Source organism: Acidovorax sp. 100, from assembly GCF_003688355.1.
GTDB classification, from domain to species: domain Bacteria; phylum Pseudomonadota; class Gammaproteobacteria; order Burkholderiales; family Burkholderiaceae_C; genus Acidovorax; species Acidovorax delafieldii.
Map to the genome: position 1 here is coordinate 5,046,781 of NZ_REFD01000001.1, position 23,621 is coordinate 5,070,401.

The 23,621-nt window shown below is 64.1% G+C and carries 20 protein-coding genes; 2 read left to right on the forward strand and 18 right to left on the reverse strand.

Going from position 1 to position 23,621, the window contains the following annotated elements; genetic code table 11:
• Nucleotides 1–457: 457 nt before the first annotated feature.
• From tal to C8C96_RS23135, 4 genes are all read right to left on the reverse strand, one after another.
• On the reverse strand, nt 458–1,408 hold the full coding sequence (gene tal, locus C8C96_RS23120; RefSeq protein ID WP_121943768.1) for a transaldolase: 951 nt from the start codon (nt 1,406–1,408) through the stop codon (nt 458–460).
• A 7-nt stretch (nt 1,409–1,415) separates the two neighbouring features.
• Nucleotides 1,416–2,498, reverse strand: a complete 1,083-nt coding sequence (locus C8C96_RS23125; protein WP_121943769.1) for an ABC transporter ATP-binding protein — start codon at nt 2,496–2,498, stop codon at nt 1,416–1,418.
• 28 nt (nt 2,499–2,526) lie between these two features.
• Nucleotides 2,527–4,677, reverse strand: a complete 2,151-nt coding sequence (locus C8C96_RS23130; RefSeq protein WP_233584298.1) for an iron ABC transporter permease — start codon at nt 4,675–4,677, stop codon at nt 2,527–2,529.
• Nucleotides 4,678–4,773: 96 nt separating this feature from the next.
• The gene (locus C8C96_RS23135; protein ID WP_121943770.1) at nt 4,774–5,802 is read right to left on the reverse strand and encodes an ABC transporter substrate-binding protein; all 1,029 of its coding nucleotides are present in this window, start codon (nt 5,800–5,802) and stop codon (nt 4,774–4,776) included.
• 255 nt (nt 5,803–6,057) lie between these two features.
• Here C8C96_RS23135 and C8C96_RS23140 point away from each other — a divergent pair, with 255 nt between their 5' ends.
• Nucleotides 6,058–6,903, forward strand: coding sequence for a MurR/RpiR family transcriptional regulator (locus C8C96_RS23140; protein WP_056058413.1), 846 nt, complete (start codon nt 6,058–6,060; stop codon nt 6,901–6,903).
• 35 nt (nt 6,904–6,938) lie between these two features.
• Here the strand turns inward: C8C96_RS23140 and C8C96_RS23145 are convergent, their stop codons facing one another.
• From C8C96_RS23145 to hpaH, 13 genes are all read right to left on the reverse strand, one after another.
• On the reverse strand, nt 6,939–7,922 hold the full coding sequence (locus tag C8C96_RS23145; RefSeq protein ID WP_121943771.1) for a tripartite tricarboxylate transporter substrate binding protein: 984 nt from the start codon (nt 7,920–7,922) through the stop codon (nt 6,939–6,941).
• A 127-nt stretch (nt 7,923–8,049) separates the two neighbouring features.
• Entirely contained in the window at nt 8,050–8,982 is a 933-nt protein-coding gene (locus C8C96_RS23150) for an electron transfer flavoprotein subunit alpha/FixB family protein (RefSeq protein ID WP_121943772.1), read from the reverse strand.
• 152 nt (nt 8,983–9,134) lie between these two features.
• Entirely contained in the window at nt 9,135–9,884 is a 750-nt protein-coding gene (locus C8C96_RS23155; protein ID WP_121944154.1) for an electron transfer flavoprotein subunit beta/FixA family protein, read from the reverse strand.
• Nucleotides 9,885–9,989: 105 nt separating this feature from the next.
• Nucleotides 9,990–11,435, reverse strand: a complete 1,446-nt coding sequence (locus C8C96_RS23160; RefSeq protein WP_233584353.1) for an aldehyde dehydrogenase family protein — start codon at nt 11,433–11,435, stop codon at nt 9,990–9,992.
• A gap of 4 nt (nt 11,436–11,439) precedes the next feature.
• A complete protein-coding gene (locus C8C96_RS23165; protein ID WP_370107377.1) occupies nt 11,440–12,459 on the reverse strand; it encodes a ketopantoate reductase family protein in 1,020 nt (339 codons plus the stop codon).
• Nucleotides 12,460–12,466: 7 nt separating this feature from the next.
• Nucleotides 12,467–13,450 carry a Bug family tripartite tricarboxylate transporter substrate binding protein gene (locus tag C8C96_RS23170; RefSeq protein WP_121943775.1) on the reverse strand — a complete coding sequence of 328 codons (984 nt, stop codon included), beginning with the start codon at nt 13,448–13,450 and terminating at the stop codon, nt 12,467–12,469.
• Nucleotides 13,451–13,490: 40 nt separating this feature from the next.
• Nucleotides 13,491–14,444 (reverse strand): fumarylacetoacetate hydrolase family protein, encoded by a 954-nt coding sequence (locus C8C96_RS23175; RefSeq protein WP_121943776.1) that lies wholly within the window; start codon nt 14,442–14,444, stop codon nt 13,491–13,493.
• Between the two features lie 40 nt (nt 14,445–14,484).
• Nucleotides 14,485–15,405 (reverse strand): extradiol ring-cleavage dioxygenase, encoded by a 921-nt coding sequence (locus tag C8C96_RS23180; RefSeq protein ID WP_121943777.1) that lies wholly within the window; start codon nt 15,403–15,405, stop codon nt 14,485–14,487.
• Between the two features lie 36 nt (nt 15,406–15,441).
• Nucleotides 15,442–17,022, reverse strand: a complete 1,581-nt coding sequence (locus C8C96_RS23185) for a carboxylesterase/lipase family protein (protein WP_233584299.1) — start codon at nt 17,020–17,022, stop codon at nt 15,442–15,444.
• A gap of 37 nt (nt 17,023–17,059) precedes the next feature.
• Complete coding sequence (locus C8C96_RS23190; protein ID WP_121943778.1) at nt 17,060–18,535, reverse strand: aldehyde dehydrogenase family protein; 1,476 nt, start codon at nt 18,533–18,535, stop codon at nt 17,060–17,062.
• Nucleotides 18,536–18,576: 41 nt separating this feature from the next.
• Nucleotides 18,577–19,986 (reverse strand): FAD-binding oxidoreductase, encoded by a 1,410-nt coding sequence (locus tag C8C96_RS23195; protein ID WP_121943779.1) that lies wholly within the window; start codon nt 19,984–19,986, stop codon nt 18,577–18,579.
• Nucleotides 19,976–20,785: a 4-hydroxy-2-oxoheptanedioate aldolase gene (hpaI, locus tag C8C96_RS23200; protein WP_121943780.1), complete on the reverse strand. Its 810-nt coding sequence runs from the start codon at nt 20,783–20,785 to the stop codon at nt 19,976–19,978. The genes C8C96_RS23195 and hpaI overlap by 11 nt, the downstream gene beginning before the upstream one ends.
• Nucleotides 20,782–21,588, reverse strand: coding sequence for a 2-oxo-hept-4-ene-1,7-dioate hydratase (gene hpaH / locus C8C96_RS23205; RefSeq protein ID WP_121943781.1), 807 nt, complete (start codon nt 21,586–21,588; stop codon nt 20,782–20,784). Before hpaH ends, hpaI begins: the two co-directional genes overlap by 4 nt.
• Before the next feature lie 145 nt (nt 21,589–21,733).
• Here hpaH and C8C96_RS23210 point away from each other — a divergent pair, with 145 nt between their 5' ends.
• Nucleotides 21,734–22,684: a LysR family transcriptional regulator gene (locus tag C8C96_RS23210; protein ID WP_121943782.1), complete on the forward strand. Its 951-nt coding sequence runs from the start codon at nt 21,734–21,736 to the stop codon at nt 22,682–22,684.
• Here C8C96_RS23210 and hpaD read toward each other — a convergent pair.
• A complete protein-coding gene (hpaD, locus tag C8C96_RS23215; RefSeq protein ID WP_121943783.1) occupies nt 22,611–23,507 on the reverse strand; it encodes a 3,4-dihydroxyphenylacetate 2,3-dioxygenase in 897 nt (298 codons plus the stop codon). The genes C8C96_RS23210 and hpaD overlap by 74 nt on opposite strands.
• Nucleotides 23,508–23,621 lie beyond the last annotated feature (114 nt).

A 23,621-nucleotide genomic window follows, 5' to 3' on the forward strand; every position in this document is an offset into this window, starting at 1 on the left:
GCGCTGCGCAGGCGCGGCCGAGCGCGGCAATGGCCCGAATAGATGTCCGGCTGTTCGGTTGTTTGGATGTTCGGCTGTCCACCCCCTGCTAGCTGCGCCTGCGGCGGGGCGGTTGCGGGGTGGCACGCGCGTCGGAGCGCGCGTGCTTCGTGCTCTGACTCGCCGTGGCTGTCCGAGCGGCGCGCGCAGCGCAAAGTGAGTTCCACGGCGCACCCCGCAACCGCCCCGCCGCAGGTCCGCCCCTTCGCACCGCGAAGGGGTCGCAGACTGGGGGTCGCCTTTTCTTTGGTGACTTTCTTTTGGCGAAGCAAAAGAAAGTCACTCGCACGCCGGGCGACTCCCGGCCTCCCCCCTCAACACAGGCATGCGGCCCAACATGCTCCCAAGAGCCCCCAAAAACAAAAACGGCCAGCGCCCGCAACCCAGGCACCAGCCGCTCAAAAAAAGAAACCCGAGCTCAAGCCGCGAGGATCAGCTTCTCCAGCTTCACAGCATCCACCGCAAACGCCCGAATCCCCTCAGCCAGCTTCTCGGTCGCCATCGCATCCTCATTCAGCGCAAACCGGAACCCCGCCTCGTCATAGTTCACCGCAGGCAAGTCCATGCCCTTGGCAGCCTCCGCATCCAACGCCCGCTGCAACGGCGCATCAATCGCAGCCAGCTGCGCCAACAGCTCGGGCGCAATGGTCAGCAGGTCGCACCCGGCCAGCGCCGTGATCTGCCCCACATTGCGGAAACTCGCGCCCATCACCTCGGTGGCAATGCCAAAACGCTTGTAGTGGTTGTAGATCTGCGTGACAGACTGCACGCCCGGGTCGTTGGCGCCCGCGCGCGCTGCCTCGTCCCAGCTTGCACCCGCCTGCTTTTTGTACCAGTCGTAAATACGGCCCACAAAGGGCGAGATCAGCTGCACCTTGGCCTGGCCGCAGGCCACGGCCTGGGCAAAAGAGAACAGCAGCGTGAGGTTGGTGTGGATGCCCTTGCGCTCCAGCTGGGCGGCGGCCTGGATGCCTTCCCACGTGGCTGCGATCTTGATGAGCACGCGGTCGATGTGGATGCCTTCGGCCTGGTACAGCTCGATGATGCGCTCGGCGCGCGTGACGGTGGCGCTGGTGTCAAAGCTCAGGCGGGCGTCCACTTCGGTGGAAACACGGCCGGGCACGTGGGTCAGGATCTCGCAACCAAAACGCACCAGCAGGCGGTCGATCACCTCGTCCATCGCACGCCCTTGCCACTTGGCGACGGTGTCCTTGAGCAGCGGCGCGTATTCGGGCTTTTGCACCGCCTTGAGAATCAGCGAGGGATTGGTCGTGGCGTCCTGCGGACGGAACTGGGCCAGTTGCAGAAAGTCGCCGGTGTCGGCAACCACGGTGGTGAACTGTTTGAGGGCGTCGAGTTGGTTCGTCATGGCGCCATTATTCCGCATTGGTCCGGGCGCCTTCGGTACTACCAACCACTGATACGCCGTGGGCACCCAGGCTCAGTTGCACCTCGTCTCCCACGGCCAGCACATCGTCCAGGTCGGACGACACCACAAAGATGTGGCCCAGCGCGGTCTCGAAGGTGTATTCGTACACTGCACCCAGGTAGGCCCGCTTGTCCAGCCGGGCGGGCAGCAGGCCCTCGCCCTGGCGGTGAATGCGCCAGGCCTCAGGCCGCACCGCCACCTTCACCGGGCCGCTCTGCACCGCCATGCGCGGGCGCAGCACCAGCGGGCCGAGCGCCACCGTGCCGTCAGGGTCGGCCACAGCCGGGAACAGCATGGCCTCGCCCATGAAGCCGGCCACAAACTCACTATGCGGGGTTTCGTACAACGCACGGGGCGAGCCCTTCTGCGCAATCAGGCCCTGGTTCATCACGATGATCTGGTCGCTCACCGCCATGGCCTCTGCCTGGTCGTGCGTGACATAGGCCACCGTGAGCGACAGGCGCTGCTGCAGCGCGCGGATCTCTTCGCGCATCTCGCGGCGCAGGCGGGCGTCGAGGTTGGACAAGGGCTCGTCAAACAGCAGCACCTCGGGCTCCAGCACCAGCGCGCGGGCCAAGGCCACGCGCTGCTGCTGCCCGCCTGACAGCTCGCTGGGCAGGCGGTCGTCATAGCCCACCAGGCCCACGCCGCGCAGCGCCTCCACGGACTTGGCGCGCGCCTGCTCCTTGGGCTGGCCCGACATGCGCAGGCCGTACATCACGTTCTCGACCACGTTCATGTGCGGGAACAGCGCGTAGCTCTGGAACATCATGCTCACGTTGCGCTGCGCGGGGCCCAGCGTGGTCACGTCCTTGCCGCCGATGAAGATCTCGCCCGAGGTGGGCGATTCCAGCCCCGCGATCATGCGCAAGGTGGTGGTCTTGCCGCAGCCCGAGGGGCCGAGGATGGTGGTGAGTGTGCCGCGCGGCACCTCAAAGCTGATGCCCTTGACGGCCAGGGCCGCGCTGCTGTCGCTGCCGTAGCGCTTGGTGATGTTGCGGAACACGATGCCCGCGTCATTGTTGTTCATGGCGTGTTTTCTTCTTTTGTCAGAGGGGTCAGTGCGCAGCGGGAGCGGCTCCACGGCGGCCCAGTTTGCGATCACCCACCAGCAGCTGAATGAGTCCGATGGAGGCCGACATCAGGATGATGAGCACCGTGCAGTACGCCAGCGCCACGCCATAGTCGCCATTGCCCACGCGGCCGATGATGTAGGTGGTGGCCAGCTCGTTCTCGGCTGTGACCAGGAAGATCACCGCGCTCACGGTGGTGATGGCGCGCACAAAGCTGTAGACCAGTGCAGCCACCAGCGCGGGCTTGAGCAGCGGCAGCACCACATGGCGCAGCGTCTGCACGCTGCCCGCGCGCAGCATGACGGAGGCTTCATCGAGGGAACGGTCCAGCTGCTTGAACGCCGCCGTGCCCGCGCGCACACCCACCGGCAAATTGCGGAACATAAAACACAACACGATGATGAGGGCGGTGCCCGTCAGCTCGAACGGTGGCACGTTGAACGCCAGGATATAGCTCACACCCAGCACCGTGCCGGGGATGGCAAAGGCCAGCAGTGCCGCAAATTCGAACGCGCCCTGCCCCCGGAACTCGGTGCGTGCCAGCAGCCACGCAATGGCAATGCCCAGCGTGGCCGTGAGCGGCGCGGAGATGGCGGCGAGCTTGAGGGTGGTGAAGAACGAGTTCCACGCCGTGCCCGCCCACACCACACCAAACTCGCCCCATTCCACGCTGAACGCGGTACGGAAATGCGCCAAGGTGATGGTGTAGTCGCGCCCCCAGGTCTGCACAAAGCCGCCGGCCAATGCAAACAGGTACACGATGAGCGTGAAGGCCATCCAGGGCAGCGCAATCGAATGCACCACGCGGCGCACGCCCCGGGGCAACGGCATGGCAATGCCCGCGTCACCCTTGCCCGACACGGTGGTGAAGTTCTGCTTGCCCAACAGCCCGCGCTGGATGGCAAACACCGTGAGCGCAAAGAAAGTGAGGATCCAGGCCAGCGATGCCGCACGGCCCTGGTCGTACTGCGCGCCCACGATGGCAAAGAAAATTTCGGTGGACAGCACCGAGAACTGCCCGCCCACCACGATGGGGTTGCCGAAGTCAGCCATGCTTTCGATGAAGCCCACCAGGAACGCATTGGCCAGGCCGGGCTTGAGCAGCGGCAGGGTCACGGTCATGAAGGTGCGGTGCGGGCTGGCGCGCAGGGTTTGCGCGGCCTCTTCCAGGCTGGGCGCCACGCCCTGCACCACGCCGCGCATGATCATGAAAGCGATGGGCGTGAACGCAAAGGTCTGCGCCACCCACACACCCAGCCACCCGTAGAACCAGCGCGACGGCGTGATGCCAAACGCGTATTCCAGAAACTGGTTGAACACCCCCGCGCGGCCAAACAGCAGGATCAGCCCCAGGCCCACCACAAACGGCGGCGTGATGATGGGCAGCAGCGCCACGATGTTCAGCGGCCGCGCATAGCGGCGCGAAGCGCGCTCGGCCATCAGCGCCATGAAGGTGCCCAGCAGCGTGGTGCTGGTGGCCGTCATCAAGCCCAGAAACAGCGTGTTCCAGGCCACGCCGCAGCGCTGGCCACCCGCCAGGCACGACAGGCTGAAGTTGCGCTCGTGCGCGATGCGCTCCCACACCACGGCCAGCGAGAACGGGCCGTCTTCCAGAAAAAATGCCGCCGACAGCGCCTTGAGCACCGGGAACACGATGAACAGCGCGAGCAGGCTGCCGCAGCCCACCACCGCAGCCGCTACGAACAGGTCGCCCTTGAAGAAGCCGCGCCGCGCCACACCGAACGACAGCAGCACCAGCAGTGCCGACAGCACCACAAACCCGCCCCAGCCCATGCCGGGCTGGCGCGCGCCCAGTTCGCCCAGGCTGGTGTTCATCCATTCAAACGCCCAGCCGCGCGCACCAATCGCAAAGCCGCTGAGCAGCAGGGCCGCCAGCCCCAGTGCGCCCCCCGCCACCAGCAGCGTGCCTTGCTTGCGCCCGGCGGGCAGGCAGGCCCCCAGGCCCGCCACCGCCAGCCCGGCCAGGCCCAGCCACAGCCAGGGGCGTCCGAACAAGGCCGCCTGCATCAGCCCGTTGGCGGCCTGCTCGCTGCTGAAGACCTGGCCGACCGCCAGCAGGCCATTGGCGTCCTGCTGTGCATACCAGGGGAACACCAGGTACCCCAGTACGCCCATGGCCAGCCAGACCCACAGGGGCCGGTTGACCGAGGCACCGGGAGTCCTGGTCCGGAGGGTTGCGTGCGCCGCCGCTGCTGCCGACACCACCACCCCTTAGCGCGTTGCGTTTTGCACGTCTTTTTCCCAGCGCGCAATCAGGCGGCGACGCTCGGCGCTGGCGCCGTATTTGGCGTAGTCGTAGTTGATGAGCTTCATCTTGGCCGGATCGGTCATGCGCGGGTCTTTGGGCACCTGCGTGTTGCTGGGCAGCTGGAACTGCTTGGCCGCCAGGCCAAACTGCTGGCCACCCGGCGTGAGCGCCCATTCATAGAACTTCTTGGCGGCCTCGGTGTTGGGGCCGTTCTTGACGATGCTCATGGAGCCCACCTCGGCGCCGGTACCTTCAGAAGGTGTGACCGAGCCCACGGGGAAGCCGTTGACCGCCTCGGTGGTCACGTCGTGCACGAAGCTCACGGACACCGTGGTCTCGCCGCGTGCAACCGCCTTGACAGGCGCCGTGCCTGAACGGGTGTACGCGCTGATGTTGGGGTGCAGGGCCTTGAGGTATTCAAACGCCTTTTCCTCGCCCATGATCTGCACCAGCGTGGCGATCATGGTGTAGGCGGTGCCGCTAGAGGCCGGGTTGGCCATCTGAACCTCGCCCTTGAATTCAGGCTTGAGCAGGTCGGCCCACGACTGGGGCGGGTTGAGCTTGCGCTTGGCCAGCAGCTCCTTGTTGTAGCCAAAACCCAGCGGGCCCAGGTACACGCCCACGGTGCGGTACTTGGAATCGGCCGCCTGCTTTTGTGCCCAAGGGTACAGCTGCGCCAGCTGGGGCGACTTGTATTCGAGCGTCAGGCCCTGCTCGGCCGCCTGCAGATGCGGGTCGCCTGTGCCGCCAAACCAGATGTCGGTCTTGGGGTTGGCGCGCTCGGCATTGAGCTGCGCCAGCGCCTCGCCCGAGCCCTTGGCCGTCATGTTGACCTTGGTGCCAGTGGTCTTGGCGTACACCGTGGACATCAGGTTGCACCACTCGGCCTGCACCGAGCAGATGATGTTGACCTGGCCCTGGGCCCAGCTGCCCGATGCAGCGGCCACAAGGGCCGCACCGGCCAGAAGTTTTGTCAGCAAGGGTTTGCGCATGGAAGGCTCCTCAGTATCTGGATAACGTGATGGAGGATGCTATGCGTGCAGGGCCTGCCCGGGCCAGGGGGGAAACGCCCAGGCCCCGTGCAAGCAGGTTGAAAGGCAGGGATTGCGCGGACCCCATACCTTTGGGAACCGAGTTACATTAAACGCAGATGGCCCCACCACCGCGCGCACAGCCGGTGGATGAAGCGTCCACCCAAGCCCTTTCCAAGGCCCCCTGCGCAGCCTGCCCTGCCTTCACAGACTGACATGCTCGACCGCATCACCGCCTCCCTGCCCTCGCTGGCCCCCGCCGAACAGCGCGTGGCCAAGCTGGTGCTGACCGACCCCCGCACCTTCGCCCGCCTGCCCGTGCGCGAGCTGGCCGAGCGCGCGCATGTGAGCAAGCCCACCGTGGTGCGCTTTTGCCGCAGCATGGGTTACGACGGGCTGGCGGACTTCAAGCTCAAGCTGGCAGGCAGTGTGAGCGAAGGCGTGCCCTTCATTCACCGCAGTGTGGATGCCGACGACAAGACCGGTGATGTGCTGGTGAAAGTGGTGGACAACGCCGTGGCAGCGTTCCTGCAATACCGCAACGCGGCCAGCACCGTGGCCATCGAACGTGCGGCCGAGGCCATTGCCGACACGTGGAAGAAAGGCAAACGCATCGAGTTCTACGGCGTGGGCAACTCGGGCATCGTGGCGCAGGACGCGCAGCACAAGTTTTTCCGCCTGGGCGTGACCTCGATTGCCAGCAGCGACGGCCACATGCAGGTGATGAGCGCCACCCTGCTGGGGCCAGGCGACTGCGCCGTGATCATCTCCAACTCGGGCCGCACCCGCGACCTGATGGACGCGGCAGACATCGCCCGCCGCAACGGCGCCACCACCATCGTCATCACCGCCAGCGGCTCGCCCCTGGCCAGCACCTGCCAGATCCATCTGGCGGCCGACCACCCCGAGGGCTACGACCGCTACAGCCCCATGGTGTCGCGCCTCATGCACTTGCTCATCATCGACGTGCTGGCCACCTGCGTGGCGCTGCGCATCGGCAGCTCGCTGCAGCCGATCCTGCAGCAGATGAAGGAAAACCTGCGGGCCAAGCGTTACGCGTAAATCCTGGCCGTTAGGCCAGGCCGGCCCACGCCTTCTCAGTCCAGCGTGACACCCGCTTCGCGGATCACCTTGCCCCACTTGGTCGTTTCAGCCGCCAAAAAGGCGTCGCACGCCTCGGTCGTGGTGCCTTCACCAAAGGTGCCCATGGTGTCGAGTTTGGCCTTGGTTTCATCACTCTGGATGATGGCGTTCACGGCGTCCGACATGCGCTTGACGATGTCGCGCGGCGTCCCTGCGGGTGCAATCATGCTGGCCCAGGTACTGCCCAACATGCCGGGCACGCCTTGCTCGATGAAGGTCGGCACGTCAGGCAACATGGGCAAGCGCTTTTCGCTGGCCACGCCGATGAGGGTGATGCGGCCTGCCTTGGCGGGCTGGATCAGGTTGGGCGGAGGGTCGAGGAACAGGGGCACCTGGCCGCCGAGCAAGTCCGTCAACGCCGGGGCTGCGCCGCGGTAGGGAATGTGGACCATGAAGGTCTTGGTCAGTGACTTGAGCAGCTCGCTGGTGAGGTGCGCGGCAGAGCCTGTGCCTGATGAGGCAAAACTCACCTTGCCGGGGTTGGCCTTGGCATAGGCCACGAGCTCCTTCACCGTCTTGAACGGTGCATTGGGCGCCACCGCCGCCACCAACGGAGAAACACCCAGCAGCGACACGCCCATCAGGTCCTTGCGCGGGTTGTAGGGCAGCTTGGGGTAGAGCGTGGTGTTGGCGGTAAAGGCCGGAATGACCACACCAAAGGTGTGACCGTCCGGGGTGGACTTGGCGACGGCATCCACGCCGATGATGCTGTTCGCGCCGGGTTTGTTGTCGATGACAACCGACTGACCGAATTGCTTTTGCAGGCCTACCGTCAGCAGACGCGCCATCTGGTCGGTAAACCCGCCCGCCGTGTACGGCACGATGATGCGAATCGGGCGGCTGGGCCAACTGGTTTGGGCCAGTGCTGGCAATACCGCACTGGCCAGCGCTGCGCCGGTGGCCTGGACCAGCCTGCGACGGGAAAGGAATGTGGTCATGGTTTTGTCTCCTGCTGATTTATAGGTATAAAAAGCAGCCTCAGCGCTCGTCGAACAAGCGCTAAAAGCTATATTTTTTATAGCACCAAGATCCCATTGAATGGGCTGTGCCTGTGATCTGCGGGGCTCAGACGGCCTTGACCAGTTCAGGCACAGCCGTGAACAGATCCGCTTCCAGCCCATAGTCGGCCACGCTGAAGATCGGTGCCTCAGGGTCCTTGTTGATCGCCACGATCACTTTGGAGTCCTTCATGCCCGCCAAGTGCTGGATGGCGCCCGAGATACCGGCGGCCACATACAGCTGCGGTGCCACGATCTTGCCCGTCTGCCCCACTTGCCAGTCGTTGGGCGCGTAGCCTGCGTCCACCGCCGCGCGGCTGGCACCGAGCGCCGCGCCCAGCTTGTCGGCCAGGGGCGTCATGACTTCGTCGAACTTTTCCTTGCTGCCCAGCGCACGACCACCGGAGACGATGATCTTGGCAGCGGTCAGCTCGGGGCGGTCGCTCTTGGCGATTTCGCTGCCCATGAAGCTGCTCTTGCCAGCGTCTGCGGTGGCTGCGGCGGTTTCAACGGCGGCGGAACCGCCCGTGGCGGCTGCGGCGTCAAAGCCCGTGGCGCGCACGGTGATGACCTTTACGCTGTCTGCGCTTTGCACGGTGGCAATGGCGTTGCCGGCGTAGATGGGGCGCTCGAAGGTGTCGGCAGAAATCACCTTGGTGATGTCGCTGACCTGCGCCACGTCCAGCTTGGCCGCCACGCGGGGGGCCACGTTCTTGCCGCTGGCAGTCGCCGGGAACAGGATGTGGCTGTAGTTGGATGCGATGGCGAGCACTTGCGCGGCCACGTTTTCTGCCAGGCCGTGTTCCAGACCGGCTGCGTCGGCGTGGATGACCTTGGCAACACCTGCTATTTTGGAGGCAGCTTGTGCGGCTGCGCCGGCGTTGTGGCCAGCCACCAGCACGTGCACGTCGCCGCCGCAGGCCACTGCGGCCGTGACGGTGTTCAGCGTGGCGCCCTTGATGGACGCGTTGTCGTGTTCAGCAATAACGAGAGTTGTCATGAGAGTCGTCTTTCTCTTGAATCTGGGAGGGTGCCTGCATCAACCATGGTCGTCGATCAACCGAGGCCGATGCGCGGGACACCGAGGAAGGGCCGCCCCGCACCGAGGGTGTCGTCCCCCTGGGGGGGAAGGCGCGAAGCGACTCAGGGGGGTCAAATGACTTTCGCTTCGTTCTTGAGTTTTTCGACCAGGGCGGCCACGTCGGCCACCTTGATGCCTGCGCCGCGCTTGGCGGGCTCGGTCACCTTCAGGGTCTTCAGGCGCGGAGCCACGTCCACTCCGAGGTCTTCGGGCTTGACGGTATCGAGCTGCTTTTTCTTGGCCTTCATGATGTTGGGCAAGGTGACGTAGCGGGGCTCGTTCAGGCGCAGGTCGGTGGTGATGACGGCGGGGAGCGTGAGGGCCAGGGTTTCCAGGCCGCCGTCGACTTCACGGGTCACGCTGACTTTGTCGGCTGCGAGTTCGACCTTGCTGGCGAAGGTGGCCTGGGGCAGGTCGGCCAAAGCAGCCAGCATCTGGCCGGTCTGGTTGGCGTCGTCGTCGATGGCTTGTTTGCCCAGGATGACGAGCGAGGGTTGCTCTTTGTCCACCAGGGCCTTCAGCAGCTTGGCCACAGCCAGGGGCTGCAGTTCCACGTCGGTCTCGACCAGGATGGCGCGGTCGGCGCCAATCGCCATGGCTGTGCGCAGGGTTTCCTGGCACTGGGCCACGCCGCAGGAGACTGCGATGACTTCGGTCACCAGGCCTTTTTCTTTCAGGCGCACGGCCTCTTCAACGGCGATTTCGTCAAAGGGGTTCATGCTCATCTTCACGTTGGCGATGTCCACACCCGTGTTGTCCGACTTCACGCGGACCTTCACGTTGTAGTCCACCACGCGCTTGACGGGAACAAAGATCTTCAGCATGTTGGATTGGCACAAATAGGTGAATGCGCTGCTCGGTGAAGCAGCAATAAAAAAGCAGCAATGCCCATGAGGGTGGGCATTGCCACAAACAAAGGCGAAGCGTCAGGGGTTGACGTACGCCGTCTTGACCGTGGTAAAGAACTCGGCGGCGTAGCGCCCTTGCTCTCGGGGGCCGTGGCTGGAGCCCTTGCGGCCGCCAAACGGCACGTGGGGGTCCACCCCAGCAGTGGGCGCATTGACCATGACCATGCCTGCTTGCAACTCGCGCTTGAAACGCGCAGCGCTTTTCAGGGACTGCGTCACGACCCCTGCGGACAAGCCGAACGGTGTGTCGTTCGCCACCTTCAGCGCCTCGTCGGCATCTCTCACCCGGATGACGCTAGCGACCGGCCCGAAGATCTCTTCGCGATTGATGGTCATGGCAGGCGTCGTCTCGGTGAACAGCGCGGGCTGCAGATAGAAGCCGGGCTGCCCGTTCCATCGCTCCATGGCGTTGCCGCCGAACGCCAGCTTCGCCCCTTCCTGGGTGCCCAGGCTGATGTAGCGCAGGTCCTGCTCCAGCTGGCTTTGATCAACGACGGGACCAATGATCGTTCCTAGAGCGCGGGCGTCCCCCACCACCAGGTTCTTCATCCCGTCGACCATACCCGCCACGAAGCGATCATGGACGGCGTCAGTCACGATCAAGCGGGACGAGGCGGTGCAGCGCTGCCCCGTGGAGTAGAACGCACCGTTGATGGCGCACGCCACGGCTTGCTCGATGTCCGCATCGTCCAGCACCACGAGCGGGTTCTTACCGCCCATCTCCAGCTGGAATTTGGCCATGGCACCGGGTCGGCCCACCGCGCTCTGTGCGACTTTGCGGCCGGTCGATTCCGATCCGGTGAAGGTGATGGCCTGAACGCCCGGATCTTCCAGCAGAACCTCGCCGAGTTCCCGTCCGCGCCCCATCACCAGATTGAAGGTGCCTGCAGGCAGTCCTGCACGGGAGAGGATGTCTGCCAGCGCCCAGGCGCAGCCAGGAACCAGCTCCGCAGGCTTGAACACCACTGCGTTGCCGTAAGCCAGTGCGGGCGCAATTTTCCAGGCCGGAATCGCCAGTGGGAAGTTCCACGGCGTGATGATGGTGATCACGCCAATGGGCTCGCGAGAAATCTCCACAGTCATGTTGGGGCGGGTGGACCCCAAAAGCTCACCGCCCACGCGCAGAGCTTCGCCTGCAAAGAACTTGAAGATGTGCGCGGCGCGCAGCACTTCGCCCGCAGCGTCTGGCAAGGCTTTGCCTTCTTCGCGTGCCAACAGGTCGGCCAATTCGCCCTGCCGCGTCAGCAGCTCGCTGCCGATACGGTCCAGCGCTTCCGATCTCTGCATAGGGGTTTGCGCGGCCCAACGTGGTTGCGCCGCCGCCGCAGCGGCCACGGCCATGCGCGCCTGCGCCTGGCTGGCGCGCGCGTACTGACCAATGACATCTCGAGTGTCGGATGGGTTGATGTTGGCGGCGGCGTCCGCGCCAGCGAGCCATTCGCCCGCAATGAAGTTGTGGTGGATGGAGTTACTCATTCGGATAGAGGCCCTTGGTTTGAGCAAATAGTCGGCAGATCCCGAACAAGGCGTCCACATTCGGCGTGGGGACCTGCACCCTTTGCGCGATGTCCCGCACTGCACCGACGATGACGTCGAGCTCCAGCGTTCGGCCCGCCTCGGCGTCGTGCAACATGGATGTCTTGAAGGCACCTAGCTTTTCGGTGATGCGATGCCGGTCTTCGGGGCTTTGATCGATGGGGCAGCGGATTTTTGCGCCCACTGCGGCGACCTCATTCATGGCGGCAGAGCAGAACGCCCGCACTTGCGCATCGGACAAGATGCGGTCCACGGTAGCGCCCGTGACTGCAGACAAGGGATTCATGGTAAGGTTGCCCCAGAGCTTGAACCAGATGTCGTGCCGGATGTCGTCACTCACCGTGACCTCAAACCCTGCAGTTCGCAAAAGCTCACCCACGGCCAGCGCGCGTGGCGATCTGGCACCTTGGGGCTCGCCAATGATGAGGTGCTTGCCCTTGACGTGTTTGACCAAGCCCGGCCCTCGCATCAGGCTGCTGGCATGCACCACAGCCCCGAGCACGTTGGCAAAAGGGATACTGGCGGCAATCTCGCCGCGAGGGTCAATGCGGGGCAGGCCAGACTCGAAGCCCGGCAGGCCCTGGCAGAACCACCAGGGCACACCGTTCATGGCGGGCAGCACCACCGTGTGGGGGCCGATGAGCGGCTGGATGGATGCCGCCACCGCCGCCAGCGCTGGGCCTTTGACTGCAATGACGACCAGGTCCTGGGGGCCCAGGTCCTCGGCGCGATCGCTCGCGTTGGCTGGCGCCTGAACGCTGCTGCCATCCTCCCGCTCCATGCGCCAACCGGAGGCCTGCAGGGCCTTCAGGTTATCGCCACGCGCGAGTGCCGACACCCGCACATTGCCCGCGGCCGCGATGGATGCCCCGATGAGGCTGCCAATCGACCCCGCCCCTACGATGCAAACCGTTTGCAGTTTCGGGGCATCGAGATCAGAAGCGAGGCGCAACGGCGACTCAAGCATCGGCCGTGAAACCGATGGATTTGACGATAGGGCCCCAACGCTCCAGATCGGCCTTCAAGGCTGCCGCGAGTTCTTCGGGCGAAGAGGCACGGACTTCGAGGCCCATGGCGGCGAGTCCGTCCACCACTTCTTTCGCGCCAAGTGCCTTGCGGATTTCGGCGTTGGCCTGGTTGACCACGGCCGCGGTGGCCTTGCCGGGAAGGAAGAAGCCGTGCCATTCGCCGTAGACCAGCGACTTGTACCCTTGCTCGGCCAGTGTCGCAACTTGCGGGACGAACTTGCTGCGTGTGGCGCCGCTGGTCGCAAGGATGCGCAGCTTGCCGCCGGGCAGATGGGGTAGGAACTCGCCCACGGGTGCAGATACGGCGGCAATCTGTCCGCCCACCAGGTCCATGATGGCTGGCTGCGTGCCACGGAAGCCGATGTGGCGCAGGTCCACCTTGCCCCCACGCCCGATCAGTACGCCGACGAAGTGGGGGACGGAGCCAGGCGCGGGAGAGCCGAAGTTTGCCTGTGTCGGATTGGCATTGCACCAGGCCAGGAACTCGGGGACTGTGGTGACGGAGGCGGGAACCAAAGGGCCCACGGCAAAACCCATGTCCACCTGCACGGCCGTCGAGACTGGCGTCAAATCCACCAGCGGGTCGTAGGGCAGCTTCTTGTAGGTATGGGGGTAGATGCCGAGCATCGACATGGGCGTCACTAACAAGGTGCTGCCATCGGGGGGCGACGCCTTCAGTGCGGAGATTGCGATTTGCCCGCCAGCACCCGGACGGTTGTCAACGATGACCGCCTTGGCATACGTACCGGTCAGGCGAGCAGCGACACGGCGGGCTTCCGTATCGATTGTTCCGCCGGGGGCAAAACCGGCAATGATCTTGGCGCTCTCTAGCGTGTTTGCGCGGGCCGCGAAAGGTAGGGCCGTGGCGGCCAGGCTCCATGCCATCTGCGAGATGAGTTGTCGACGTGTTTGCATTGGATATGTCTCCTTGTGTTGGTCGTTCAGGGGCAAGGACTCAGCCCTTATTGCTCTTTCTGGCGTCGGCGAGGTTCTGCTTGAAGCGGTCTGGTACGCGCTCGTCGAATCCCAGCGCCACGCGACGGACCTCTGCCGTATCGGTGGGTTGATGCCCCACGCCCTGAGCGCTGGCGCGCGGAGCCGCAATTTCCACTACCGCTCCGGCCACGCGGCCCAGACCGGTGATCTCGCACTCGACGAAGTCGCCAGGGTCTACGGATCGCGAGTGGCAGGGCGTTCCCATCAGGATCACGTCGCCGGCCACCAGCGTGATGTGGCGCGCCAGATCGGCGATCACGTAGTGGGGGCCCCAGATGGTTTCGTCGCCGATGTGGGCCTCCTGCACGACCAGGCCGTTCACATAGGTCCGCAGGGTCTGCTCAAACAGATTGACCCCACGCACCAGTCCGGGGCCGATGGGCAGCAGCGTGTCCGCACCCTTCACGCGCAGCATCGAGCCTTGGTCGGTATCTCGAAAGTTCTGCAAACCCATATCGAGTGCGGGGCAGAAACCTTCGATGTAGTCCCATGCCTCGTCGGGCGTGACATTGCGGCAGGTCTTGCCAATCACCACGGCGTATTCGCCTTCGTAGTTCAGGTACTGGCAATCGGCGGGTTTGAGGATTTGCCCGCCATGCCCGTTCAGCGATGTGGGTGGTTTGGTGAAGTACGTCGGCGACTCTGTCGGCTTGTTTTTCTGGCGTGTCTCGTAGCTGCGCGAGCTGTACGAGATATGCACGGCAATGATCTTGCTGGGGTTGACGGGCGGCAGGTAGGTCAGCGCCTGGGCGTCCAGCACCCGGCCGTCGTCCAGCTGCAAGCGGCCAGCGTCAGGGCCACCCTCGATCAGGGTTCCCCAGAATGAGCTGCCGCCCACCAAAGCGCGACGGCGCTCAATCCGCGGTCCGCGCATGACAGCGGGCAGCTCAGAGATGGGAAACTCGAAATTCATGGTGCTCAATCTGTTGGAGGTGTTGAAGGGGCGCGACGCATCAGGCGGCAGCAGGCTGGCCTGCTGCGCCGGTGTTGCCCTGGCTGGCTGTCTCGGAGACATCGAACCAGACGTGGATGTTTCCGGTGCCACGTGCGTTTTCGTAGGCTGACAGCGGCTCACCTTTGGCGCGGCACGTCGCACCGCCCATGGCTCCGAGCATCTGCAAGTAGTGCGCTCCAAACGCTTCCCACGGTTTGCGGCGGTAGTCGTCGTCCCAGCGCGCCAGGATCTCGTCGTGGCGCCCCTGGCGCATGAATTCAATGGCTGCCTTGTCGCTGGCAATGTTCTCCGGACGAGACACATTGCTTTCGTGGAAGATGCGCGGATGGTTCGGGCGCCAATCAAGCCCGTTGAACTTGTGGCTCAGTGCCCCCGAGGCGAGCAGAACCACATTGAGATCACTTCGGTGAATGGCTTCGCCGATGTCTTCGCCCGATTGGAGGAACTGAGGCCACTCGCAGTTCTGGCAGGAGCTGACGGTCAGTACCGGGGTCTTGCTCAGTTCCAGTTGCAGGTGCTTGACCAGGTTGATCGTTGCGTACTGCTTTCCCAGTTCGGGATGGCGAATGTTGCGCACGTAACCTTTCCGCTCCCGCGAAACAGCTTCCACCTGCAAGGCGAGGTCGGGGCAACCCAGGTAGTTGTAGGGAACTCCATGCAGATACCAGGGCATTTCGTCCGAGATGTAGCTGCCTTCGAACTTCTCGCCACCGTCTACCAAGTGGTAGCCGGTAGTGAACCAGTGCGAATCAAAGATCAGTACGGCATCGGGTTTCACGGCCTTGATCCGCTCCCGAAGTCGGGCATATCCCGAGATCAGGTCAGAGTCTGCCCCTGCACCTTGCAGCACGCGAAACTCTTCGCACTGCATCAGGCCAGGGTGGTGCGACACCATGGCGGCGCCAACTATTTTTCCCATCGGGAGTCTCCTAGAAGCTGCCATCCAGGCAGCAGATCAGTTGAATTTCTTGCCGGCCCACAGTTGCCGCCGGTCCGCCAAGGGATCGGCCACCACCGCCGAGCGGGTGTCAAAGCGCATGGTTGGGCGGGTGGCGAGGTCGTACCGCGCCCATCCGGGGTCGCCGGTTTTGACGAATCGCAGCCAGTGCCCAAACATGGTGTCTGCCAAAGGCTGGTAGCCCGGGCCGCCCAGGAAAGGGCTGGCCTGTGTGCTGGCCAGGGTGTTGAAGACGTAAGGCACATCAACCACATGGGCCGCACCCAGTCGACCGCCAAAACCTGGCGATTGCCAGGCAAACTGGTAGTTCCAGGTCGGAGCACCCGCTGCCACCCGGTTTTCCGCGTAGCGCTGCGCTGGCATGCGGAACGTGCTGTCGGACTCCAGCGCCGCCAGCAAGTCGCCGGGCGATGCGTTGGGGCGCACCTGCGCGTAGACATTCGGCGCGTTGGACGCCAAGCCTGCCCCTCCCAGTGCACCCGCGAACGACGGTGCAGAGATGCGATCGATGGCGCCGCCGGGCACCAGGTACAAGCGGGCTTCGTCGTCGGTGCTGCCGATCAGCAGCGGCAATGTTTTGCGTGCATGCCGGGTCAGCGAGGCCAGCGGAGGGTCCGTGAGCACGGTACCGTCCACCACAGGCAGGTATGGGGGCTGACCACCGATACCGCCCCACTTGGCCCGGTCACGCAAGTCGGCCACCATGCGCTCGGTACCCGCGACGAGCGCTGGCAGTGGTACACCGGCCAGCGCCTTGGCGGTGGCCTCTACACCCAGCGTTGCAGCGGTCGCCACCGCAATGCGGCGGGCTTGCTCAGGGGTCAAGTGGTTCTGTGGTGGGCTCTGCGCAATGGCCTTGTGGAACAGCCCTTGGGCCGCTGGCATGCCCATCAGGGCCATCACGCTCTGGGCTCCGGCAGACTGCCCGGCCAGGGTAACGTTAGCTGCATCCCCCCCGAAGGCCGCGATGTTCTGGCGCACCCATTGGAGGGCCGCCACCTGGTCCAGGAAGCCCCGGTTAGGTGGCATGCCTTCGACCCACATGAATCCGTCGATGCCTACGCGGTAGTTCACTGTCACCACCACCACCCCTTCGCGGGCATAGGCGCTGCCGTCGTACCACGACTCGCCAGCATCGACGCGATAGAAGGCGCCACCAGGCAACCAGACCAGGACCGGCGCGCCCCGGGCGTCGGCGGGGCCCCAGATGTTCAGCGTCAAATCGTCCGCAGCGCCCGACATGCCTCCATCGGCTCCACGAGAAGGCTGGGGAGGCATGGGGCCTGCACTCGACGCATCGCGAACGCCCGCCCATACGGACACAGGTTGGGGTGCCTTGAACCGGTTGGCCTCCAGGTACGGATTGGCTGCGTAAGGGATGCGCTGGAAAGACAGCACTTGCCCTTGCCTCCGGCCAGCTAGTTTCCCCTGCGCCACGGTCGCGATGGGGGTATCGCCCGCGGCATTGGCAATCGCCGAGGCCGTCGATGACGCGCATCCGCTGAGCGCCATGCTGCCCAGGCCCAGCGCCGCGCAACCCATGAGAAGCTGGCGCCGGGATGTGTTCTCGCTGTTCATTGTTGTCTCCTTCTGATGTGTCAATGCCGACCGACACTCAACGGTGGCTGAAGCTGGCCTTGAAAGGCTTTTTGGGAACGACCACGTCCTTGACATCGCAGAAGAACTCGAAGCTCCACTCCCCGCCTTCCCGGCCGACCCCTGAGCGCTTGATGCCGCCAAACGGTGCCGCGAGATCGCGGATGCCAAAGCTGTTCACCCAGATGAACCCCGTGCGGATCTTTTCGGCCACAGCCACGGCGTGCCCCTGCTCGCCGTAGCACACGCCCCCAAGGCCGTAGTCGGTGCCGTTCGCCATCTCGACGGCTTCTTCATCCGAGCCGAAGGTCTGCAGCGTGAGTACCGGGCCGAACACCTCGTTCTGTACGATCTCGTCATCCTGGCGCAGGTTGGTCAGCATGGTGGGCTGGTAATACTGCGCGCCGAATGGATGGCGATCGCCTCCCCACAGAACGCGTGCGCCACCGGCCACCGCACGGTCCACAAACGTGCCGACACGTTCCAGCTGCCGAGGATGGATCAGTGGCCCCACTTCTGTCGCTTCGTCGCGCGGGTCGCCAATGTTGAGCTTCTCCACGTAGCCGCGCAGAGCTTCGATGTAGCGGTCGGCAATCTTCTCGTGCACCAGGAAGCGGGTGCCCGCCAGACACACTTGGCCAGCGTTTCGGTACATGAGCGCCCCGGTGGCTGCAGCGCTGTCGATGTCAGCGTCTTCCAGCACGATGAAGGCGCTCTTGCCGCCCAGCTCCAGGCTGCAGGGCACCAGGTTGGCACCTGCGGCCCCGGCGATCCACTTCGCGGTGGGGACTGAGCCCGTGAATGAGATCCGGGCAAGGCGCGGGTCGCTGACCAGCTTTGCGCCAGTCTTTGCGCCGCTGCCTTGCACGACGTTGAACACACCGGGCGGCAAGCCCGCAGCGTGGGCGGCGTCGGCCAGCAGCGAACAGGTCAGGGGCGCCCACTCTGGTGGCTTGAGCACACAGGTATTGCCCGATGCCAGTGCCGGGCCCAACTTCCACGTGGAGAGCATGAGCGGTGCATTCCACGGCGTGATGATGGCGACCACCCCTGCAGGGTCATGCCGAACCAGGTGGGTGGCTTGCTCCGTTTCCAGCGTGCGGTCCTGCAGCCCCAGCGCGTGTTCTGCAAACCATTTGATGTTGAGCATGGCACGTGGGACCACGCCGTGGCGCATGCGCGAAAGGAGCACCCCCGCATCATTGCTTTCCAGCTGGCACAAGGCTTCTGCGCGCTTGCCGATCTCTTCGGCGAACCGGTCAAGATAGGGCTTGCGGCCCTCGGCCCCCAAAGCGGCCCAGGCCGGAAATGCGCGTTGCGCCGCCTGGATTGCCTGGTCTACATGCTCTGCAAGTCCTTCCGACACATGGCCCAGCAGGTGTTGGTCAATGGGGCAATGCAGCTCAAAGGTTTCGGTGGAACCTACTCTTTGGCCGTCGATGTAGTGGTCTGGTGACACGGGGACGCCGGCCACGACCAGGGGTGCGCTATTCATTGGGATTCCCATCCAGATTGGAAACAGAAGAAAACGATGGATCAGGGCAGCAACTTGCCGGGGTTGAGCAAGCCATGCGGATCGAGTGCAGCCTTGATGCGGCGCATCAGGTCGAGCTCCACGGGCGACTTGTAGCGAGCCGACTCGTCGCGCCGGAGCACGCCGAGCCCGTGCTCTGCAGAGATGGAGCCGCCACGGGCGTTCACCGCGTCGTGAACCAAGCGATTCATCGCTGGCTCCAGTGCCAGAAATTTGGCGGGGGAAGCGCCCTCGGCAGGCGACAGGTTGTAGTGCAGGTTGCCGTCGCCCAAATGGCCAAAGACCACAAGGCGGACCCAACCAGACTGCTCCAGGATGTCCGCATCTGTGGATTCGATGAACTCGGCAATGCGCGACGCAGGCAGCGAAATATCGTGCTTGATGGTCTTGCCTTCGGCACCTTGTGCCTCGGAGATGTTTTCACGCAGCGCCCACAAGGCCTGCAGCTGCGACAGGCTGGAAGACAGCGCTGCGTCGGTAATCAACGACTGCCCAAATGCAGCCTCCAGCAGCGACTCCATGCTGGACGTGGCCTGCGCGTCATCCAGTTCCCCAGACAGCTCCATCAGCACGTACCACGGGCTGCGCTCTCCGAACGGAATGCGGCTTCCCGGAACATGTTTCTCGACCAGCTGCAAGCAGGTGTCGCTCATCAGCTCGAAGGCGGTGAGCGCCGCCCCAAGGCGCGCCTGTGCGAAGGTCAGTAAGTTGACCGCTTGGGCGGGTGCAGGCACCGCCACGCATGCGACGACCTGGGACCTGGGTTGAGGGAAGAGCTTCAGGGTCGCACCGGTGATGATGCCGAGCGTGCCTTCGCTACCTATGTACAGGTCGCGCAGGTCGTAGCCGGTGTTGTCCTTGCGCAGACCCCGCAGGCCGTCCCATAGCTCACCCTCCGCCGTCACCACTTCCAGCCCCAGGCAAAGCTCTCGTGCGTTGCCGTAGCGGAGCACCTGCACGCCTCCGGCGTTGCTCGCCAGGTTGCCGCCGATGGTGCAGCTGCCCTCGGCGGCCAGGCTCAGCGGGAACAACCGGCCTTGTGCCTGCACGGCCTCCTGCAGGGCCAGCAGCGTGACGCCCGCATCGACGGTGATGGTGTTGTTCTGGAGATCCACCGAGCGGACGCTCTGGAGCCGGGACAACGAAAGAACAACGGAGCGGCCCGATGCGTCGGGCGTGGCCCCTCCGGACAATCCGGTGTTGCCGCCTTGGGGTACAACCGGAATGCGTCGCTCATGGCACCACCGCATGACATGCGCTACGTCCTGGGGCCTATCGGGCTGCACCACGGCCAACGCAGTCCCCGTCCACTTGCCACGCCAGTCCGTGAGGAACGGCGCCATCTCTTCAGCTTCTGTAAAGAGGCGTCCGGCAAATGCGGTACGCAGCGACGTGTGCAACTCAGTAGCCATTGCGCACCTCGGGGCTGGGGGAGGCAACGTCATTGCGATAGCGTTGCAGCAAGGCCCTGGCCGCCTGCGAAAGCAACGTCGTGTCGACCCCGATGGCGACAAACTGCGCACCCACCGAGGTGTAGTGGCGTGCCAAGGCTTCGTCGGTGCACAGAATGCCGGCCGCCTTGCCGTGCGAGCGGATGGTCTGGATTGCCTTCTCGATGGCGGCCTTGACCTCGGGGTGGGATGGTTGCCCCAGATAGCCCATGGACGCGGAAAGATCGGCAGGGCCGATGAATACTCCGTCCACCCCTTCGACCTGCGCAATGGCGTCCAGCTGTGCAAGCGCGTCCGCCGTCTCGACCTGAACCAGCAGGCAGACCCGGTCGTTGGCCTCGTGCAGATAGTTGGGATACCGACTCCAACGGGAGGACCGGGCCAGGCCGCTGCCCACGCCACGAATGCCTTGCGGCGGATAGCGCATGGCGGAGGCCAGCGCGCTGGCGGCTGCCGCTGTCTCCACCATAGGGACCAGCAAAGTCCGCGCGCCGATCTCCAGCACTTGTTTGATAAGCGCGGCATCGCCGTGCGGTATGCGCACGACCGCTTCCGTATCGTAGGGCGCTGCTGCCTGAAGTGCGCCCAGCATGGAACGCAGGTCGTTCGGACCATGCTCTCCGTCGATCAGCAGCCAGTCGTATCCGAGCCCTGCACACACCTCCGTCGCGTACGGATCCGCCAGTCCCAGCCACAGGCCTGCTAGCTGGCTCCCGGCTTTGAGCGCGTCCTTGAATGTATTGCGAGGCGCCTGGGTCATACAAACCTCGCAGAGATCGAGCCCAGTGAACCGTAGTCCGCGTGGAACACATCGCCAACGGCACACGCCACAGGTCGCGTGAAGGAGCCACCCAGAACGATTTCACCGGCCGCGAGCGACTGCCCGTAGGGCGCAAGCCGGTTGGCCAGCCATGCGACACCGTTGCCGGGATGGTTGAGCACGGCAGCCCCAAGGCCCGACTCTTCGATCACCCCGTTCTTGAACAACAGGGCCCCGGCCCAGCGCCAATCCACCTCGTTCGGGCGCATGGGGCGGCCTCCCAGAATGATGGCGCCATTGGCCGCGTTGTCTGCAATCGTGTCCAGCACCTTGCGCGGCGCGCGCGTGCTCCTGTCGAACTGCTCGATGCGCGCGTCGATAAGTTCCAGCGCGGGGACGACATAGTCGGTCGCATTGAGCACATCGAACAGGGTGATGCCTGGCCCCTGGAGGGGTTTGGCCAGGATGAATGCGAACTCCACCTCCAGGCGCGGCAGGATGAAGCGGTCGGTCCTGATCTCCGATCCGTCAGGGATCAGCATGTCGTCGAGCAGCGTCCCGTAGTCAGGCTCCGTGATCTGCGATGAGATCTGCATGGCGCGGGAGGTCAAACCAATCTTGTGGCCAATGACCTTGCGGCCATCCTGTTGGCACAGTTCCATCCACGCGCTCTGGATGGCATAGCTGTCTTCGATATCCATGGTGGGATGAAGACGAGAAAAGTGTTCAAGCTGGGTGCGTGTGCGCTGCGATTCGTGCAGCTGGCGTGCCAGCGAGGCATGCAATGCGGGGCTGAGATTCACGGTATGGGCCTGGTCGGTGCTGATGGCAGGCCCGGAGTATCTGGCTGTGAATTGCGATTGACAATCGACAAATAATGGTGAATTAATAAGTAAAAGTGGCTAATTGATCTGGCCGGGTACAAGGCACAAGTCGCAAAATTCACGCATGGCTCTCACACGGTTCACCCTCAGGCAGTTCGAAGCCTTCTCCAGCGTTGCTGAAATGCGCAGCTTTGCGGCTGCGAGCGAACAGATGGGCTTGTCTTCATCAGCGGTCAGTCAACTCGTTGCGGAGCTGGAGTCCACCATCGGGTTCCGTGTGTTTGATCGCAGCACGAGGCGCGTGGAGCTGTCGAGTGCTGGCAGGGACTTTCTCGGTTCGGTCAAGTCTGTGCTGAGACATGTTCATATGGCCGAATCGGCGGCCTCTGACGTCAGAAACAGGGCCTCTGGAGTTGTTCGCATTGGCGCGCCCCTGGTGCTCGCGGGGGCCATTCTTCCTGCCGCTATCAAAGCCTTTTCCGAAGACCGCCCGAAGGTTGTCATCCGCATTCGGGACACCCCAGTCGATGACCTCCTGGACCGTGTCGCCAGCGGCGACCTGGACTTGGCTGTGGGGCCAGATCGCAGCGGCATTGAACACGTGGAGGCCATCCCGGTTTTTGACAGCCCCTGGGTACTGTGGTGCTCGCCTGCACATCCTTTGGCGCAGCGCAAGTCCCTCAAGTGGGCGGATCTGCGCAACGCCCACATCGTTTCCGCCGGGCGCGACCATGAGCGAAGCGTTGCGCAAATGCGCCTCAACGCCCCCGAGGGCTCGCGGGTCCTCCCGGTGGATGTGGTGGACAACGTCTCCACTGCCCTGGGTATCGCGGCCCAGGGGCTTGCGGCGACGTTGGCCCCAGCGTATATCTCTGCCATGGCCGTGCCCTTGGGCCTGGTCATGCGGCGGGTCAAAGATCCGGAAGCGATACGCCAAGTTTGCATTTACCGGTCCACGGTGCGTGCAGCGCCTCCGGCGGCGGAGGCGTTTGCCGAATTTCTCAAGGAGTGGCTTCAGCAGTGGCAAGCTGATGAAGCTCGGCGGACACGGGCTCCACGGGCAGCTGCGCGATGACCTGTCCGGTCCCTGAAGCTACAAAATATGGGATGACCAGGTCGGCGTGCGCCTTGTAGTTGGCCCAGCCCAGGGCGCCCAGAAGCATCGCCGTGTCGTGCATCCATCCCTCGCCAGTGCACGCCTTGGCATAGCTTGGGAGCATCGCCGTGAACTCGGCCCATCGGCCAGCCTGCCACAGCTCAAGGGTGCGCAGATCGCACTGCCGATTGAATTCGTCGCTGATCTCGTAAGGCCGTTCCAGAACGTCTTGGTTGTCGTGAATCCGATGGGAGAGCGAGCCGCTGGCGATGAGCGCAACGCGGCTGTCCGATGCTTCAATGGCTTGGCGAAAAGCGGCACCCACCCGGCGGCTCTCGTCAATCGTCGCGAATGCGCACCAGCCCGATACTGAGATGACGCGGATGCCTTTGTCGAGCTGCATGAAGTGCAGCGGCACCAGCGTGCCGTACTCCAGACCGAGGTGGGATTTTTGGTGTGCAATCGTCTTGACGCCCGCCGCGCTGGCACGCTGGGCCATGGCAAATGCAAGCGCGGGGTTGCCCTGGTAGTAATAGGGCAGTTCGCTCAATTGCGTCGGAAACTCGCTGCTCGTGAAGACGCCGTCAAATTGCGCTGCTCCGTTGATGTGGTACGCGGCATTGCTCAGCCAGTGCGTATCCAGAATCACGACAGTGTCTGCCCCGGCTTCGGTGATTTGCCGGCCCACCTCCAGCAATCCATCCGTGGCATCACGGCGGCAGCCGTGCAGCGGCCCTGGCTGCTCCGACATGATGAGGCGGGGAATGTGCGTGACTTTGGCTGCATAGACAAGTTGTCCCATGGGCGATCTCCTTTGGTTTGATTCCGCCGCAGTGTGGGTCAGTCACACCCCCAAGGACAAGCGATCAATACTTACCCACTCATCAGAATTCCTCAACAAACGAATTCGTGGTGA

What these genes read in the sequence shown, in the direction of transcription:
- tal (WP_121943768.1), bottom strand. Translation starts at nt 1,408, where the DNA reads ATGACGAACCAACTCGACGCCCTCAAACAGTTCACCACCGTGGTTGCC.
- C8C96_RS23125 (WP_121943769.1), bottom strand. Translation starts at nt 2,498, where the DNA reads ATGAACAACAATGACGCGGGCATCGTGTTCCGCAACATCACCAAGCGC.
- C8C96_RS23130 (WP_233584298.1), bottom strand. Translation starts at nt 4,677, where the DNA reads ATGGGCGTACTGGGGTACCTGGTGTTCCCCTGGTATGCACAGCAGGAC.
- C8C96_RS23135 (WP_121943770.1), bottom strand. Translation starts at nt 5,802, where the DNA reads ATGCGCAAACCCTTGCTGACAAAACTTCTGGCCGGTGCGGCCCTTGTG.
- C8C96_RS23140 (WP_056058413.1), top strand. Translation starts at nt 6,058, where the DNA reads ATGCTCGACCGCATCACCGCCTCCCTGCCCTCGCTGGCCCCCGCCGAA.
- C8C96_RS23145 (WP_121943771.1), bottom strand. Translation starts at nt 7,922, where the DNA reads ATGACCACATTCCTTTCCCGTCGCAGGCTGGTCCAGGCCACCGGCGCA.
- C8C96_RS23150 (WP_121943772.1), bottom strand. Translation starts at nt 8,982, where the DNA reads ATGACAACTCTCGTTATTGCTGAACACGACAACGCGTCCATCAAGGGC.
- C8C96_RS23170 (WP_121943775.1), bottom strand. Translation starts at nt 13,450, where the DNA reads ATGCAAACACGTCGACAACTCATCTCGCAGATGGCATGGAGCCTGGCC.
- C8C96_RS23175 (WP_121943776.1), bottom strand. Translation starts at nt 14,444, where the DNA reads ATGAATTTCGAGTTTCCCATCTCTGAGCTGCCCGCTGTCATGCGCGGA.
- C8C96_RS23180 (WP_121943777.1), bottom strand. Translation starts at nt 15,405, where the DNA reads ATGGGAAAAATAGTTGGCGCCGCCATGGTGTCGCACCACCCTGGCCTG.
- C8C96_RS23185 (WP_233584299.1), bottom strand. Translation starts at nt 17,022, where the DNA reads ATGAACAGCGAGAACACATCCCGGCGCCAGCTTCTCATGGGTTGCGCG.
- C8C96_RS23190 (WP_121943778.1), bottom strand. Translation starts at nt 18,535, where the DNA reads ATGAATAGCGCACCCCTGGTCGTGGCCGGCGTCCCCGTGTCACCAGAC.
- C8C96_RS23195 (WP_121943779.1), bottom strand. Translation starts at nt 19,986, where the DNA reads ATGGCTACTGAGTTGCACACGTCGCTGCGTACCGCATTTGCCGGACGC.
- hpaI (WP_121943780.1), bottom strand. Translation starts at nt 20,785, where the DNA reads ATGACCCAGGCGCCTCGCAATACATTCAAGGACGCGCTCAAAGCCGGG.
- C8C96_RS23210 (WP_121943782.1), top strand. Translation starts at nt 21,734, where the DNA reads ATGGCTCTCACACGGTTCACCCTCAGGCAGTTCGAAGCCTTCTCCAGC.
- hpaD (WP_121943783.1), bottom strand. Translation starts at nt 23,507, where the DNA reads ATGGGACAACTTGTCTATGCAGCCAAAGTCACGCACATTCCCCGCCTC.